16 protein-coding genes are annotated in these 16,528 nt (G+C 66.3%); 6 read left to right on the plus strand and 10 right to left on the minus strand.

What is annotated here, in order from left to right:
• Positions 1-5 precede the first annotated feature (5 nt).
• From LZ005_RS09095 to LZ005_RS09115, 5 genes are all read right to left on the minus strand, one after another.
• A complete protein-coding gene (locus LZ005_RS09095) occupies positions 6-491 on the minus strand; it encodes a hypothetical protein (protein WP_307727789.1) in 486 nt (161 codons plus the stop codon).
• An 8-nt stretch (positions 492-499) separates the two neighbouring features.
• Positions 500-970, minus strand: a complete 471-nt coding sequence (locus tag LZ005_RS09100; RefSeq protein ID WP_237806893.1) for a cupin domain-containing protein — start codon at positions 968-970, stop codon at positions 500-502.
• 9 nt (positions 971-979) lie between these two features.
• Positions 980-1,738 (minus strand): ABC transporter substrate-binding protein, encoded by a 759-nt coding sequence (locus tag LZ005_RS09105; protein WP_237806895.1) that lies wholly within the window; start codon positions 1,736-1,738, stop codon positions 980-982.
• Between the two features lie 60 nt (positions 1,739-1,798).
• Positions 1,799-2,671: a pirin family protein gene (locus LZ005_RS09110; protein ID WP_237806897.1), complete on the minus strand. Its 873-nt coding sequence runs from the start codon at positions 2,669-2,671 to the stop codon at positions 1,799-1,801.
• A gap of 66 nt (positions 2,672-2,737) precedes the next feature.
• Positions 2,738-3,337, minus strand: a complete 600-nt coding sequence (locus tag LZ005_RS09115) for an FMN-dependent NADH-azoreductase (RefSeq protein WP_237806899.1) — start codon at positions 3,335-3,337, stop codon at positions 2,738-2,740.
• 115 nt (positions 3,338-3,452) lie between these two features.
• On the opposite strand from LZ005_RS09115, the gene LZ005_RS09120 reads away from it, so the two are divergent.
• Positions 3,453-4,370, plus strand: coding sequence for a LysR family transcriptional regulator (locus LZ005_RS09120; RefSeq protein ID WP_237806901.1), 918 nt, complete (start codon positions 3,453-3,455; stop codon positions 4,368-4,370).
• A gap of 92 nt (positions 4,371-4,462) precedes the next feature.
• Entirely contained in the window at positions 4,463-4,687 is a 225-nt protein-coding gene (locus LZ005_RS09125; RefSeq protein WP_237806903.1) for a hypothetical protein, read from the plus strand.
• 46 nt (positions 4,688-4,733) lie between these two features.
• Here LZ005_RS09125 and asd read toward each other — a convergent pair whose 3' ends face one another.
• Complete coding sequence (gene asd, locus LZ005_RS09130; RefSeq protein ID WP_237806905.1) at positions 4,734-5,585, minus strand: archaetidylserine decarboxylase; 852 nt, start codon at positions 5,583-5,585, stop codon at positions 4,734-4,736.
• A gap of 156 nt (positions 5,586-5,741) precedes the next feature.
• Between asd and LZ005_RS09135 the strand changes: the two genes are divergently transcribed.
• From LZ005_RS09135 to LZ005_RS09150, 4 genes are all read left to right on the plus strand, one after another.
• Entirely contained in the window at positions 5,742-7,922 is a 2,181-nt protein-coding gene (locus LZ005_RS09135) for a TonB-dependent siderophore receptor (protein ID WP_237806907.1), read from the plus strand.
• A 71-nt stretch (positions 7,923-7,993) separates the two neighbouring features.
• Complete coding sequence (locus tag LZ005_RS09140) at positions 7,994-10,159, plus strand: TonB-dependent siderophore receptor (protein WP_237806909.1); 2,166 nt, start codon at positions 7,994-7,996, stop codon at positions 10,157-10,159.
• A gap of 56 nt (positions 10,160-10,215) precedes the next feature.
• The gene (locus LZ005_RS09145) at positions 10,216-10,671 is read left to right on the plus strand and encodes a hypothetical protein (RefSeq protein WP_237806911.1); all 456 of its coding nucleotides are present in this window, start codon (positions 10,216-10,218) and stop codon (positions 10,669-10,671) included.
• Positions 10,658-12,925, plus strand: a complete 2,268-nt coding sequence (locus tag LZ005_RS09150; protein WP_237806913.1) for a GAF domain-containing protein — start codon at positions 10,658-10,660, stop codon at positions 12,923-12,925. The genes LZ005_RS09145 and LZ005_RS09150 overlap by 14 nt, the downstream gene beginning before the upstream one ends.
• Before the next feature lie 4 nt (positions 12,926-12,929).
• Here LZ005_RS09150 and LZ005_RS09155 read toward each other — a convergent pair whose 3' ends face one another.
• The 4 genes from LZ005_RS09155 to LZ005_RS09170 are packed head-to-tail and all read right to left on the minus strand — an operon-like array spanning position 12,930 to position 16,504.
• Positions 12,930-13,721, minus strand: a complete 792-nt coding sequence (locus tag LZ005_RS09155) for an ABC transporter substrate-binding protein (RefSeq protein WP_237806915.1) — start codon at positions 13,719-13,721, stop codon at positions 12,930-12,932.
• Positions 13,722-13,763: 42 nt separating this feature from the next.
• The gene (locus tag LZ005_RS09160) at positions 13,764-14,561 is read right to left on the minus strand and encodes an ABC transporter substrate-binding protein (RefSeq protein ID WP_237806916.1); all 798 of its coding nucleotides are present in this window, start codon (positions 14,559-14,561) and stop codon (positions 13,764-13,766) included.
• A complete protein-coding gene (locus tag LZ005_RS09165) occupies positions 14,558-15,805 on the minus strand; it encodes an MFS transporter (RefSeq protein WP_237806918.1) in 1,248 nt (415 codons plus the stop codon). Before LZ005_RS09165 ends, LZ005_RS09160 begins: the two co-directional genes overlap by 4 nt.
• A gap of 39 nt (positions 15,806-15,844) precedes the next feature.
• The gene (locus tag LZ005_RS09170) at positions 15,845-16,504 is read right to left on the minus strand and encodes an HD domain-containing protein (RefSeq protein ID WP_237807808.1); all 660 of its coding nucleotides are present in this window, start codon (positions 16,502-16,504) and stop codon (positions 15,845-15,847) included.
• Between the last annotated feature and the right edge of the window lie 24 nt (positions 16,505-16,528).

The following is a 16,528-nucleotide window of genomic DNA, read 5'->3' on the forward strand; positions in this document are numbered from 1 at the left end:
AAGTGTCATTTTATCGGTTTTGGCGCCGCGCCTGCGGCCTCGATCACATCGCCCTGGGCCGCGTGTTCGGCCAGGAACGCCAGCAGGGCCTGGGCGCGCTGCGCTGGCTCCAGCCCCTGTGTCGCGCTGATGGCCTGGCGCAGGCCGGGCAGGGCTTCGCGCGTGTGCGGACTCTGAAAGGCCTGGATCAGCAGGCCAAGCAGGTCGCCCGGCACACCGCAGGCGCGGCGCATGCGCGCGCCGATCTGCGCGATCAGGGCGCGCTGCATGCGCGGGGTCGGGTGTTCGATGTGGGCGAATACGCTCGGCGTGGCGTCGATGGCGGCCACTATGCGGCGCTCGATCTCCTCGGGCGCGACGTCGGACGCAATGTCGAAATAGGCCTTGTCCCAGCGCGTGCGCGCGTACGCGTGCCCGGGCGGGAAGCGGTCCACGGTCTCCAGTCCGAGGCGGCGGCTGGCCCAGGACAGGGCCGCCCCGATCGTCTCCATCAGTGCCATCAGAGCGGCGAGCCGTCCTTGCGGGTGAAGCGCCAGGCGCCGTCCTCACCCATGCTGGCCGCCAGATCCTCGTGCGGATAGCTGACCTGGTCGCCGCGCGTGCGGTCGCCGATTTCGAGATACATGGCTTCGCTGTCGCTGCGGTTCTCCATGTGGTGGGCGACGCCGCTGCCGGCCGCGAAGCCGGCGCACATGCCGGCCGTGAGCGTGGTTGCGGCGCCGTCGGTGATCAGGGTCAGGGTCCCGGCCAGCACGTAGACGAATTCGTCCTGGCGCGCATGCGCGTGCGGCAGCGCCGATTTACCGCCCGGCTGCAGGCGGGTCAGATTGATGCCGAAATTGGTGAGGCCGAACACATCGCCGAGCGCGCGCTTCTCGCGGCCCTCGAACAGCGGGGCAAAGGGGCCGGGCAGGATGCTCGGCTTGGCGCGCGGGGCGACTTCCAGGGCGGTGACGGCAACAGGCTTCATCAGGCTTCCTCAGGGATTGGCAGGATCACCGATTGTATACTTGGCGCGCAGGCGCTGCAGCAGAGGGCGCTGTTTTTGCAGGAAGTTGTTGAACTGGGCGACGATCTCATGGTGGCGCCGGGTCGACAGGCTGAAGTCAGAGGCCAGGTGCGGCAGCGCGGTGTCGAACACCAGGGCATTCGGCTGGCCCAGTTCGTGGGTCAGCAGGTAGTGGCCGACGTCGGCATTGATGTAGACGGCGTCGAGCTGGCCGGCCAGCACGCGCTGCAGCAGCGGGGCGAAGCTGGTATCGGTCTGCAGGCTCAGGCTCCGGCGCTGGATCGCCTGCTGATAGGGCACCGGCGTGAAGCCGCGCACCGTACCGACGCTGTGCAGGCGCGCCAGCGGTTTGCCCTTATTCGCGGGCAGGACCATCAGGCCTTCGTAGGAGGGCACGATCGGCAGGCTGTAGGTCAGGTGCAGGCCCTTTTTCAGGCCGGTCTGCCAGGCCGGGTTGTCCGGGTATTTGAAGTCGAGCGCGTCCGCGCGCAGAAAGTCGCGGAACAGGCGCTCGACCGGCAGCGGCACATAGCGGAAGGTGTAGCCGTATTCCTGGGCGAAGGCGTCGAGCACGTCGCGCGCGTAGCCGGTGTAGTCGCCGGTGGCGCTGGTGCTGTGCAGGGGCGCGTACTGCAGATTCTCGACCCCGACCTGGAATACGCGCGGCCCGCCCTGCGCGTGCAGCGCAATCAGGCAGGCAGCAAGGCCAATCCAGCGGCGAACCAGCATGCGTCTCTCCGTCAGGGACAGTGAGACGCATTGTAAACCTTTTCGCTGCGCGTTTAAAACTCAGCTGCCGAAGCGGCCGGCGCGGAAGTCTTCCACTGCTTCATACAGCTGCTGCTGGGTGTTCATCACGAACGGGCCATACTGGGCGATCGGTTCGTTCAGCGGGCGACCGGCGATCAGGATGAAGCGGCTGTCTTCGGCCGCCTTGACGAGCACCCCGTCGGCGTCGGCCGGATTGGCCAGGATCGCCATGCGCGTCTGGGCCACGCCCTTGCCCTCGATGACCACGTCGCCGCGGTACACGTAGATGAAGGCATTGTGCCCGGCCGGCAGGCGCTGGCTGAAGCTGGCCCCGGCCGGCAGGTGCACGTCGAGGTAGACCGGCTCGGTGCGCGGACGCTGCACGGCGCCGGCCACGCCATGGCTGCTCCCGGCGATCACGGTGACCTCGGCGCCGGCCTCGGTGCGCAGGCGCGGCAGCTCCTCGGCCGGAATATCGCGGTACCAGGGCGCGCACATCTTGTCTTCACCGGCCAGGTTCAGCCACAGCTGGAAGCCTTCCATCAGGCCTTCTTCCTGCTCCGGCATTTCGGAGTGGACGATGCCGCGGCCGGCCGTCATCCACTGCACGCCGCCATTGGTCAGCAGGCCCTCGTTGCCGCCGCTGTCGCGGTGGCGCATGCGCCCATGCAGCATGAAGGTCACGGTCTCGAAGCCGCGGTGCGGGTGTTCGGGGAAGCCGGCGATGTAGTCGCCCGGTTTGTCGGAGCCGAAGGCATCGAGCATCAGGAAGGGATCGAGCCGGCGCTGCAGGGTATTGGTCAGCACGCGGTTGATCTTGACGCCGGCGCCGTCAGTGACGAACTGGCCGGCGACGAGGCGCTCGACCGAACGGCTGCGGACAATGGTTTCGGCGGGAAGGGTGGGGGTCATGCTCGGCTCCTTAGTCAATCAACGCGACGTGCGCCGCCGCCTGGTGGTGGCGGCGCACGGCTGCGATTATGCCAGCACGGCGGCGACTTGCTGGTCGGCGTCGGCCTGGGCTTTGGCCACGGCGTCCGGACCCATGCCCATGCCTTCGGCGTAGATGTAGGTGACGTCGGTCATGCCGAGGAAGCCCAGCATCTGCTTCAGATAGGGCACCTGGGTGTCGCTGGCGGCGCCTTTGTGCATGCCGCCGCGGGCCACGGCCACGTAGACTTTTTTACCGGTCAGCAGACCTTCGGGGCCGCTCGCCGTGTAGCGGAAGGTGACGCCGGCGCGGGCGATGGCGTCGAACCAGGCCTTGAGCTGCACGGTGATGCCGAAGTTATACATCGGCGCGCCGATCACGATCACATCGGCCGCCTGCACCTGGGTGATCAGGGCGTCGTCGAGGGCGATCCGCGCGGCCTGTTCGGCGCTGCGCTGGTCGGCCGGGGTGAACAGGGCTTGCAGGGTCGGCTCGTCCAGCACCGGGTGCGGTTCGCTGGCCAGATCGCGTCGCTGCACGCTGGCTTGCGGGTGGGCCGCGGTGAGGCGGGCCACGATGCTGTCGGCGATGCGGGTCGATTCGGAACCCTGGCTGCGGGCGCTGGAGTTAATTTGCAGGATGTTCATGATTTATTCCCTTCATGTGGTGTTTTTTGCTGCGGTGAATCTATTATGGTGGTTCCAAAAACGAAGCGGTAGACGCTAAAATGGATAAGATTGTTTAACCAGTGGAACAATGGCCATGGATATTGAAGCGAATGATCTGATGCTGTTTGCCCGCATCGTGGAGGCGGGCAGCTTTTCGCAGGCGGCCCAGCGCGTGGACCTGCCCAAGTCGACGGTGTCGCGCCGCATCGCCCAGCTCGAGGCGCGCCTGGGCGAGCGTCTGCTCCAGCGCACCACGCGCAAACTGGTGCTGACCGAATTCGGCCAGGGCCTGCTGGAACACGCCCAGCGCGTGACCGAGGAAGTGGAGGCGGCCGGCGCCCTGGCCCAGCACCGCCAGCAGGAGCCGAGCGGACGCCTGCGCGTGTCGGCCCCGGCCGACCTGGCGAATATGGGTCTGAACAAGGTGATCACCACCTTCCTGGCGCGCTATCCGCAGATCTCGCTCGACCTCGACCTGTCGCCGCGCCGCGTCGATCTGGTGGCCGAAGGCTTCGACATCGCCATCCGCATGGGCGAGCTGCCCGACGATGCGACCCTGGCCGCGCGCCGCGTGATCCAGCAGCAGTGGGCGCTGTACGCGGCGCCGTCCTATCTGGAACGGCATGGGGTGCCGCGCCATCCCGACGATCTGCTCGAGCACGACGCTCTGTGCATCCTGCGCCGCTCGGGCGCGCACGAAGTGTGGAAGCTCACCAAGGGCAAGATCGTGTGGGAGCGCGCCCCGCGCGCGCGCCTGAACGCCAACTCGCCCGACCTGCTGTGCCGGCTGGCCGTCGAGGGCAATGGCATCGCCGCGTCGACCGATCTGTATGCGAGCGGCTACGAGGCTGACGGGCGTCTGGTGCGCGTGCTGGCCGACTGGGAAATGCCGGTGACGACCGGCTGGGCCGTGTTCCCCGGGCGCCGCCTGATGCCGGCCAAGACGCGCGCCTTTCTCGATCTGATGCAGAGCCACTGCTGCAGCGACGGGCTGTCGGTACAGATGTCATGAAACCGTCACGGCCCTGTCATAAAGCCTTCGTATGCTGGGCGCCAGCGTTCGCGCTACTTCAAATTCACATAAATCATAGAGGGTGATACACCATGAACAAACTGATCGCTGCTTTGATCGCTGGCCTGTTTGCTGTCGCTGCTTCGGCCCAGACCCCGGCTGCCAAGGATGCCAAGGCTGACAAGCCGGCCGCCGCCAAGGAAGCCAAGGCCGATGTGAAAGCTGACGCCAAGGCCGACGCCAAGGCCGAGAAGAAGGAAGAAAAGAAAGAGGCGAAGAAAGCCGCCAAGAAGGAAGAGAAAAAAGACGGCAAGTAATCCTTGACGCCAGGGCGGGCCAGCCGGCCCGCCTTGCAGTACGGGCTCAGGCCGGACGCTGGCCCATCATCTCGCCCAGACGCACCGCGCGCGCCGGCGCCCAGTCGGGATTGAAGCCGATGGTCTGCGGCTGGAACAGCATCACCACCGTGGAGCCAAGCAGGAAGCGGCCCATTTCCTCCCCCTTTTTCAGCACGACCTCGCCCGGCGCATAGGTCCATTCGCGCACGCTGTCGTGGCGCGGCGGGTTGACCACGCCATGCCAGACGGTGGCCATGCTGCCGACGATGGTGGCGCCGACCAGGGTCAGCACGAATTCGCCATGAGTGGGGCTGTCGAACACGCAGACCACGCGCTCGTTGCGGGCGAACAGACCGGGAATGCCGCGCGCCGTGGTCGGGTTCACCGAGAACAGCGCGCCCGGCACATAGATCATGCGCGTCAGCGTGCCGTCGCAAGGCATGTGGATGCGGTGGTAGTCCTTCGGGCTCAGATACAGATTGGCGAAGGCGCCGTGGCGGAAGCGCTCGGCCAGGGCGGCGTCGCCGCCGACCAGGGCCTGGGCCGTGAACAGGTGGCCTTTAGCCTGGAAGATCTGGCCGTCCTCGATGCTGCCGAATTGGCTGATGGCGCCATCGACCGGGCAGACGAAATCGGCTGCCGCCAGCGGGCGCGCGCCGTCTTTCAGCGGGCGGGTGAAGAACTCGTTGAAGCTGCGGTAGCTGGCGATGTCGGGATTGGCCGCCTCGGCCATGTTGACGCCATATTTGCCGACGAACCAGCGGATCAGGCGGGTGGTGTTGGCGCCGCCCTGGGCGCCGGCGATGCGGCCGGCCAGGCGGGTCAGGGCATGTTTGGGCAGCAGGTACTGGGGCAGAACGGCAAGGCGGTCGGACACGGGCATCCCTCGAAATCGGTGAGCGCGCATTATACCGCCGCCGGCGAGGGGCTTTCGCCCTCATGCATATCAAATTTTCATAGACGACAGCAAGCACTCAAACCGATTCTGTAAGACAATAACGCGTTTCGTTTTTCTCGCATTCCGAGCTTTACCATGCCATCGACCCCTTTCCGTTTGACCCTCGGCGCCGCCATCGTGCTGGCCGCCTTCTCCGCCCAAGCCCAGCAGGCCACCAGCGCCGCCCCTGACAGCAAGGAAAAGCTGCAGCAGGTGGAAGTCAAGGGCACGGCCGCGAACTATGATCCGCGCCGCGACGACACGGCTTCCAAGATCGTCATCAATCACGAAGAGATCATCAAATACGGTGACACCATGGTCACCGATGTGCTCAAGCGTCTGCCCGGTGTGACCGTCGGCGGCGGCGCCGGCCGCATGGGCGGCGAGGTGCGCATGCGCGGCCTCGGCGCCGGCTACACCCAGGTGCTGATCAATGGCGAGCGCGCGCCGATCGGCTTCTCGCTCGATTCGATTTCGCCCGACCTGATCGAGCGCATCGAAGTGCAGCGCGCCGCCAGCGCCGAATTCTCGACCCAGGCCGTGGCCGGCACCATCAACATCGTGCTCAAGCGCGCCATCTCGACCCAGCAGCGCGAGGCCAAGCCGAGCTTCATGGCCGGCCATGGCGTGCTCTCGCCGAGCACCAGCATTCAGCTGTCCGACCGCATGGGCAAGATGTCGTATTCGCTGGCCGTGAACGGCATCTACCAGGAACAGGACCGCGAGAATCCGGCCACCGAGGAAGGCACCGACGCCAAGGGCAAACCGAACCTGTCGCGCGTGACCAGCAACCGCGAGAAGGGTAACTTCCGCGGCCTGTTCATCGTGCCGCGCCTGAACTGGTCGCTCGAGAACGGCGACGCCCTGGTGTCGCAGTCCTTCATCGGCATGAACCGCGTGCACGGCAATGGCCACACAAATACCGTGACCACGCTGGGCGCGCCGAGCGTGACGCCGAATCTCGACTACCGCAACACGGTCGAATTCGCGAGCCTGCGCACCGACCTGACCTGGACCCACAAGATCGAAGGCGGCGGCAAGCTCGATGCCAAGATCGGCGTGAACCTGCAAAGCGTCGACACGACCACCCACCAGTGGGGCCACACCCAGTCGGGCGGCCCGCTGATTCTGGACCGCGCGATCGACACCAATGGGCGCGAACATGGGCTGAGCACCACCGGCAAATATCTGAGCGCGGCCATGGAAGGCCATTCGCTCGCCTTCGGCTGGGACGGCGGCTACAGCAAGCGCAGCGACGAGAACCTGCAGGTCGATCTGCCGATCCCCGGCTACAAGCCGTTTAACATCAACGAAAACAGCGATGCCACGGTATCGCGTTTCGCCACCTTCGTGCAGGACGAATGGAATGTCACGCCGCGCTGGTCGGTCTACACCGGCGTGCGCTGGGAAGGCATCCAGACCAAGACCACGGGGAACACCTTCGGCACCATCGAAAACAAGAGCAGCGTGTGGAGCCCGGTGTTCCAGACCCTGTTCAAACTGCCGGACTCGAAGGGCGACCAGATCCGCTTTGCGCTGACCCGCACCTACAAGGCGCCGGCCACGCAGAGCCTGACGCCGCGCCGTTCGCTGTCGACCAATAACAGCCCGACCGAGCCGGATCGCCAGGGTAATCCGAACCTGAAGCCGGAACTGGCGCTGGGCCTGGACGCCTCGTATGAGCACTACTTCGCCGAGGGCGGCCTGCTGTCGGCCAGCGTCTCGACGCGCCGCATCACCGACTACACGCGCCAGGGCCTGATCCTGGATAACGGCCGCTGGGTCTCGCTGCCGGTGAACGAAGGCCGCGCCAATACGCACAGCCTGGAACTGGAAGCCAAATTCCCGCTGCGCCTGGTGTTCGAGGGCGCGCCGGCGATTGACTTCCGCTGGAATATCGCGCGCAACTGGTCGCGCGTGGAATCGGTGCCGGGTCCGGACAACCGCCTCGACCAGCAAACGCCGCTGTCCTCGACCCTGGGGCTGGACTACAAGGACGGCGCGCTGTCGATGGGCGGCAGCCTGACCTTCCGCAACGGCGGCTTTGTGCGCATCTCGAATACGACCAGCGGCTACCAGAGCGTGCGCCGTGACCTGGACCTGTATGCGCTGCTGAAGACCGGCCCGAAAACGCAGTGGCGCTTCGCCGTGCAGAACCTGCTGCAGCAGGACCTGCATAACGCGAACATCTATGCCGACGCCAATGGCAGCGACACCCGGGTGGCGACCCTGCCGGGCCACGCCACCGCGCGCGTGACCTACGAAGTGAAGTTCTAAGCCGCTGGCGGCGACAGGCGGGCTGCGTGCCCGCCTTTTTTTTGAAATCGATGATTAGCAAAATTCCAAATATGCCAAACCATTCACTGCCGCGCCTGAGCGTGGTCGCCTTTGCCAGCGCGCTGCTGTGCGCCCAGGTCCAGGCCGACGAAACCAAGCCCAGCGCCGCCAAGCCGAAGGAGGAGGACAAGACCATCCAGAAGGTGGAGGTGAAAGGCACGGCCGACGCCTACGATCCGCGCCGCGACGACACCGCCTCGAAGATCGTGGTGGGACGCGAGGAGATCCTCAAATACGGTGACAGCACCATCCTCGATGTGATGAAGCGCCTGCCCGGGGTGACCGTGGTCGGCTCCTCGGTGCGTCTGCGCGGCCTGGGCAGCTATACCCAGATTCTGGTGAACGGCGAGCGCCCGCCGGCCGGCTTCTCGCTCGATAATCTGCCGCCCGAGCAGATCGAGAAGATCGAGATCGTGCGCGCCGCCACGGCCGAATACAGCACCCAGTCGATTGCCGGCACCATCAATGTGATCCTGAAAAAATCCGTGCAGAAGGCTTCGCGCGAAGTGCGTGCCGGGTATGGCGCGGAGCCGAACAACTACAATGTCAGCGCCGGTTTCAGCATGTCGGACAAGGTCGATACCCTGTCCTACACGCTGGGCGCGAACAGTGGCTTCAACAAGAACACCAACTTCAACCGCACCGACGAGACGCGCGAGGATGCGACCGGCGTGCTGATGAGCCGGCGGGTGACGGACTTTAGTAACGATAATCGTTACGTTTATAACAGCGGCAATGCGCGCCTGGCCTGGCAGCTGCAGGATGGCGACAGCCTGGCGTGGCAGAACTTCTTCAATGCCGGCCATGGCCACAGCGAGAACCAGGGGCAGGAGCTGACTCTGGCCGGTCCGGTGGGCCCGTACGCGCAGCAGCAGGGGCGCTTTCGCAGCAGCTATGCGTATGGGCGCAGCGAACTCAATCCCGTGCTCAAGCTCGAGGGCAGCGCCAAGCTCGATCTGAAGCTCAGCTACGCGTATTCGAGCAATGAGAACAGCGGCTACCGCGCGGCCCAGCGCAATGGCGCCACCACGCTGGACCGCACGTCCTCGGGCGAGGGGCGCGACCACACCGTGGGCAGCACCGGCAAGTACACGCGTCCGGGCGCCGAGGATCATGCGCTGGCCGTCGGCTGGGACCTCAGCCAGGGACAGCGGCGCGACACCCAGCACCAGCTGGACCGCGTGGCCAGCACCGATGGCCTGAACTTCGATAATCTGTACGAGGCGCGCATCCGCCGCGCCGCCGTGTTCGCGCAGGACGAATGGAACGTCAGCAAAGCCTGGTCGGTGTACCTGGGCGCGCGCTGGGAGGGCATCGAGAGCACCAGCCATGGCAGCGGCTATGCGGACAGCAGCTCGCGCAGCAGCGTGTTCAGCCCCCTGTTCCAGACGCTCTACAAGATCCCCGAGCGCAAGGGCGACCAGCTGCGCCTGGCCCTGACCAAGACCTACAAGGCGCCCAATCTGAGCAGCCTGATCCCGCGCCGCTACTACAGCGCCCTGAATTCGGCCACCGCGCCCGACTACAGCGGCAACCCGCGCCTGCAGCCGGAGCTGGCGGTCGGCGTCGACGCCGGCTACGAGCGCTATTGGGCCGAGGGCGCGCTGTTCTCGGTCAGCCTGTCGACGCGCCGCATCAGCAATTACACCCACAATGGCATCGTGATCGACAAGGACCGCTACCTGGCGATGCCGCTCAACCTCGGTTCGGCCGAATCGCACGGGATCGAGCTGGAGCTCAAATTCCCGCTCTCGGCCCTGATGGCCGATGCGCCCAAGCTCGATCTGCGCGCGAATGTCTCGCGCAACTGGTCGCGCGTGGACAATGTGCCGGGGCCGGACAACCGGCTCGACCGCCAGACCCCGCTGTCCCTGAATCTGGGCGCCGACTACAAGCACGAGCAGCTATCGGCCGGCTTTAACTTCGCATTCCGCCAGGGCGGCATGGTGCGCTCGAGCGACAAGGAGCGCTCCTACGACACCTATGGGCGTGACCTCGAAGTCTACGGCCTGTGGAAGTTCAGCGCCCAGGACCAGTTGCGCCTGACGGCGCGCAATATGCTGAAGCAGGGCTACCACAACGAAAACGTGTACGAGGACGGCAGCGGCACCATGCGAGCGCGCTTCGACACCGAGCGCGGGGCCGGCTGGCGCATCAACTTCGAGCACAAGTTCTGAGGCCGGACGGCGGCGAGGATTGTGCTGATGGGCTTGCTTGATTTACCATCGTACGTATGAGTGCCATCGTCGAGAACCTGGCCGTCGACCCGGCGGCCTTTCAGCAGGCCGTGACCGAGGTCCGGGAGCTGCAGAAGACCGTGACCGTCCTGCGCGGCGAACTGGAAGCCATGCAGGCCGAACGCGCGCGCGCCGTGCAGGAGGCGGCGGCAGCGGCCCACAATGAGCTGGGCATGATGCGCGAGACCGTCAACGCCCTGCGCGACACGCTCGAAGCCGAGCGCGCCGACCGCGAGGCCCAGGTCAAGCAGGCGATCGCCGGCGCGAACAGCGAAATTCTGCAGCTGCGCGAGACGGTCGCCGTGCTGCGCAACGAATTGGAGCAACTGGCGGCCAGCAAGGGCGAGGCCCTGCAGCAGGCCGCGGTCCAGCACCGGGACGAACTGGTGCAACTGCACGAGACGATCCGCGCGCTGCGCCAGGAACTTGAGGAGCGCAATGGAAAAGCCTAAGGCGGAGAGCGCGGCCCAGCACCGGCGCCTGCGCGAAGTCGAAATGCTGCTCGAGGTGTCGCGTCGGATGGCGGCCTATGACACGCTCGACGAAATCCTGAATGCCCTGGTCGAGGTGACGACCGAGGAACTGGGGGCCGAGCGCGGCTCGCTGTTCCTGAATGACCCGGAGACGAATGAGCTGTTCTCGCGGGTGGCGCAGGGCAATGCGCAGCGCGAAATCCGCTTCCTCAATCACACCGGCGTGGCCGGGCATGTGTTCTCGACCGGCGAGCCGCTGCTGATCGAGGATGCGTATGCCGATGAACGCTTCAACCGGGCGATCGACGAGCAGACCGGTTTCGTCACGAAGAACATCCTGTGCGTGCCGATCCGCACCTCGAAGGGCGAGATCATCGGCGTGGCCCAGACGCTGAATAAAAAGCGTGGCAAATTCACGCGCCGCGATCTGAGCCTGCTGGAGGCGCTCACCACCCAGGGCGTGCTGGCCCTGCAAAGCGCGCGCTTCATCGAACGGATGAAGAAGGTGCGGCGCCAGGAGATGGAATTCATCGATGTGGTGTCCGAGGTCACGGCCGACATTAAGCTCGGCTCCCTGCTGCAGCGGGTGATGGGCGAGGCCACCCGCCTGCTGAACGCCGAGCGCTCGACCCTGTTCCTCAATGACGAAAAGACCGGAGAGCTGTACACGGAAGTCGGGCAGGGCCTGAACTCGATGCAGATCCGGCTGCCGAATACGGCCGGCATCGCCGGCGCCGTATTCAGTTCGTCGAAGACCATCAACATCCCTTACGCCTACGCCGACCTGCGCTTCAATCCGAGCTTCGACAAGAAGACCGGCTTTTTCACGCGCTCGATCCTGTGCGTCCCGATCATCAACAAGAACGGCAAGACGATCGGCGTGACCCAGGTGCTGAACAAGCGCGGCGGGCCGTTCACGGCCGAAGACGAATCGCGCCTGCGCGCGTTCACCGCGCAGATCTCGATTGCGCTGGAAAACGCCAAGCTGTTTGCCGACGTCCAGCAGATCAAAAACTACAACGAGGCGATGCTCGAATCGATGTCGAACGGGGTGCTGACCCTGGACGACAACAACAAGATCGTCACTTGTAATGCGGCCGGCCTGCGCATCTTCCGCAGCGGCGTGGCCCAGATCGTCGGCAAGACGGCGGCCGAATTCTTCACCGGCCCGAACGCCTGGGTACTGGAGCGCCTGCACCAGGTGGAGGAGGGCGCCCTGGGCGACCATGTGATGGACGCGGAGCTGATCGTGGCCGAGGAAAAGGTCTCGGTCAATCTGTCGCTGCAGCCGCTGCTGTCGGTCGAGAAGAAGCGCATCGGCTGGATGCTGATGATCGAGGATATCTCGAACGAGAAGCGGCTGCGCTCGACCATGTCGCGCTATATGGACCCGGGCATCGCCGACCAGATGCTGGCCAACGGGGCCGAGAGCCTGGGCGGCAAGAACGTGCTGGCGACCGTGCTGTTCTCGGACATCCGCTCGTTCACCACGATTACCGAGGCGCTCGGCGCGCAGGGTACGGTGGCGCTGCTGAACGAGTACTTCACGCTGATGGTCGACTGCATCCAGCGCGAGGAGGGCATGCTCGATAAATTCATCGGCGACGCCATCATGGCCGCTTTCGGCATCCCCGTCTCGCACGAGGACGACGCCGACCGCGCCGTGCGCACGGCGATTGCGATGATCCGCGAGCTGTGGCACTGGAACGAGGCGCGCGCCGGCGAGGGCAAGCTGCCGGTCGATATCGGCATCGGCCTGAACTCCGACAATGTGGTGTCGGGGAATATCGGCTCGAAAAAGCGCATGGACTACACGATCATCGGCGATGGCGTGAACCTGGCGGCGCGGCTGGAATCGGCCTGCAAGCAGTACGGCGCGCATATCCTGATTTCGGAATTCACCTACCGCGCGCTGCGCGGCACCTACCGCGTGCGCGAGCTCGATCACGTGATCGTCAAGGGCAAGACCAAGCCGGTCGCGATCTATGAGGTGATGGACTTCCACACCGACAGCAGCTATCCGAACCTGATCGACGCCATGGGCGCCTTCCGCAATGCGCTGGCCAAGTACCGGGCGCGCGAATTCGGCGCGGCGCGCAAGCTGTTCGACGAAGTGCTGGCCCTGAACCCGAAGGACAAGGCGGCCCACATGTACGTGGAGCGCTGCGACACCCTGGCCGCCAACCCGCCGCCGGCCGACTGGGACGGCGTGTATGTGATGGAGTCGAAGTAGACGCTCAGCGCGGGCGCAGGCTGGCCGTCAGCAGCTCGGCCGGGTAGTAGCGCTTGTAGCTGTCCCAGACGGCGCTGCTGGCGGCCGCCTCGCTCAGGCTTTTCATCAGCTCCTGGCGGTCCGATTCATTCAGGCGGTTGGACAGATAGATCCCTGATTCGATCCAGGCCAGTTCCGGCACCGGGTCCACGCGCAGGCGCTGCAGCAGGTCGGCCACACGGCTGTCTTCCTGGATGGCGCCGGCCAGCACGGTCGGCGTCATGATGGTGGCGTCGGCGAAACCGGCCTTCAGCAGGCGCGCCACCGCGATCGGGTCGACTTCCAGATACACGCGCCCGGCCGCCTTGTAGGCTTCGATGAACTGCTGGTAGGTGGGGCCGTAATCGAAGCCGCGCACGATGGCCAGGCGCAGATTCGCCTCCTTGAGCTGGGCCAGCGAGTGTATGACCGGCAGCTTGGGATCGATCGAGATGATGGTGGCGCGCGCCTGCACCAGCGGAATGAAGGTCCCGGACGGGTCGCGTTTGGGGGTGCGCGGCGCCGGGAACAGCAGATCGGCGCGGCCGGCTTCAAACAGGGCTTCGAGGCGGGCGCGCGGCACCGGCTGGTAGACGAAGCGGCAGCCGGTGCGGCTGCTGACGCCGGCCAGAATATCGGGATAGATGCCACTGACCTGGGCGCCGTGCACGATCACCGACATGCCGGTGGAGGCGACGGGCACCTGAATCGGACGCGAACACTCCGCATGGGCGGCGGCGGCACACAGCGACAGCACGAGGGGGCGCAGGATCTTCATGCGCCTGATTGTCGTTCAAACCGGTGTAATTTCCAAGCACTGTTAACGCAGGGGGCGCACGCTTTCGGTCACGATCTCGGCCGGGTAGTAGCGCCGGTAGTTGTCCCAGACCGAGGAGGTGCGCGCCAGCGCGGCCAGCGCCTGTTCGAGCGTGCGGCGGTCGGCGTCGCTGAGCGTGGTGCGCGACAGGTAGACGCCGTTGTCGGTCCACGGCAGTTCGGCCAGAGCGTGCAGGCGCAGGCGGCCCTGCAGGGCCGAGATGCGCGGCTCGTTCTGGACCGAGCTGGCAATCGCCACCGGCGGCATGATGATGCCGTCGACGTAGCCGGACTGGATCAGGCGGGCGGCGCTGACGATGTCGTCGACCGGTTCGGTGCGGCCGGCACGCTGCATGTCGCGGATGAAGGCCTGGAAGGCGTCGCCGAAATCGAAGCCGCGCATCACGGCCAGGCGCAGGCTGGTGGCGTCGCGCAGCTGGGCCAGCGAGGTCACGGGCGGATGCCTGGGGTCAACGGTGACCAGCATCGGGCGCAGCTGCATCATGGGCACGAAGCTGCCGTAGCGGTCGCGCTGCGGGGTGCGCAGGGCGGGCGCCAGCAGATCGGCCTTGCCGGTCTCGAACAGGGCCTGCTGCTGGGCGCGCGAGACGCCGCGAAAGCGGAACTGGCAGCCGCTGCGCACCGAAATCGTGCGCAGGATATCGGGGTAGATGCCGCTGATGTCGGCCCCCTGCACATTGACGGTCTGGCCGAGGGCGGCCAGCGGCACGTCGATCGGCCGGCTGCAGCCGGCGTGGACCGCGAGCGGCAGCAGCAGGGTGGCCAGCAGCAGGCTTTTCATTCGCTCGGCGCGGGCGCGCGCAGGCTCATATGGTGGTTGCGGAAGAAGCGCCAGGCCGCCAGCACGCTGACCGCCTGCAGGGCGGCGCAGGTGAAGAAGGTGGCGCCGACGCGCCAGTCGGCCGGCGGCAGGTGGCTGACCATGGCCAGGATCTGGTTGCCGGCCAGCGGCGTGATGATGATGGCCAGGCTGGAGATCGACTGCAGGGAGCCCATGAGCTCACCCTGCTGGCTGGGCGGCGTCGATTTCGAGACGATGCTTTGCAGGGCGGGGCCGGCGGCGAAGGCCAGCAGATTGCACAGAATGAGCACATACATCTGCCAGCCGTGCGTGGCCAGGCCATACAGCAGGAAGGTGATGGCGCCCGAGCTCAGGCCGAGCAGGGCCAGGCGGACTTCGCCGAAGCGGCGGATCAGCATGGCCAGCAGGCCGGCCTGCACCACGGCGGCCGAGACGCCGACGCAGAACAGGGCGATGCCGTTGTCGGTCGGGGTCCAGTCGAAGCGGATGGTGGTGTACAGCACCCAGGTCGACTGCAGCATGATCTGGGCGAAGGTGGTCAGCACGAACACGATCAACAGGCCGCGGATGTCCTCGCGCTTGAGCAGGCGCTGAAGCGCGGCAAACGGGTTGATCTGGGCCCAGTTGAGCGGCTTGCGCGCGCCCGGGGCGAGCGACTCGGGCACCATCAGGTAGCCGTAGATCAGGTTCAGGGTCGACAGGCCGGCCGCGACGTAGAAGGGCAGGTGCAGGTCGACCCCGCCGAGCAGGCCGCCCAGCATGGGGCCGCAGATGAAGCCCATGCCGAAGGCGGCGCCGATCTTGCCGAAGCTTTTGGCGCGCGTGTCCGGCGTCGAGATGTCGGAGGCGTAGGCCGAGGCGACCGACATGCTGGCCGAGGACATGCCGCCGATGACGCGGCCGAGGAACAGGCAGGCCAGATTCGGCGCCCAGGCCGTGGCCAGGAAATTGAGCGCCATGCCGGCCATCGAATACATCATCACCGGGCGGCGGCCGACGCGGTCGCTGATCGCGCCCAGCATCGGCATGCAGAGGAATTGCATCAGGCCGAAGGTGGCGGCGAGCACGCCGTACCACTGGGCCTGGGCGTCGCGGCCGGCGACGAATTCGCCGACCAGCACCGGCAGCACCGGCACGATCAGGCCGATGCCGAGCATGTCGATGAACACGCAAACGAGGATGAAATTGAGGTTGCCTTTGGGGGTGGCGGGCGCTTGGGTCATGACAGCTCGCGGTACGAAAAGGGGCAGTGTAACGAAGTTTCAGCGGCCTAGCCACTCGTCGGCGAACTCGGCGCGAAATGCGTTCAGGCGGGCCAGGCGGCGCAGGCCCTCGGCGCGCCCGGCGGCGGTCTGCATCAGGTCCGGCAGCGTGGCCAGCTTGACGCTGATGTGGTCGAGCGCGTACTGGCGGTCGTCGAGCGGGCGGGCATGGGCGAGCGGGTCGTCCGGGTGGGCCATGGCCCGGCGCAGCGTGCCGGACACGTACCACATGCGCGCCAGGCCGACCGCGCCGAGGGCGTCGAGGCGGTCGGCGTCCTGGACGATTTTCGCTTCGATGGTGGCGGGCGTCAGGCCGGCCGAGAAGCTGTGGCAGGCAATCGCATGGGCGACGGCGTCCAGCTTCTCGGGCGGGAAGCCGAGGGTCTGCAGCGCGTCCACGGCCAGCGCGGCCGAACGCTGCGAGGCCAGGTGGCGCTGCGGGTCGTCCTTGGGCAGGTTGACCAGGTCGTGCAGGTAGCAGGCGGCCAGCACCACCAGGCGGTCGGCCTCGGGATGGTGGTTCAGCAGCGCGCCGGCATTGCGCCAGACGCGGCGCAGGTGGCTCAGGTCATGGGCGCCGTCGTCGTCGGCGTGGGCGGCGGCCAGGGCGGCCAGGCGCGGCTCCCACTCGGTGTCGGGGCGGCGCGCGCGCTGGGACAGGGCGTCGGCCTCCTGGTTGCGGTG

Origin of the sequence: Massilia sp. TS11 (assembly GCF_022012445.1) — a bacterium.
Taxonomy (GTDB): domain Bacteria; phylum Pseudomonadota; class Gammaproteobacteria; order Burkholderiales; family Burkholderiaceae_D; genus Telluria.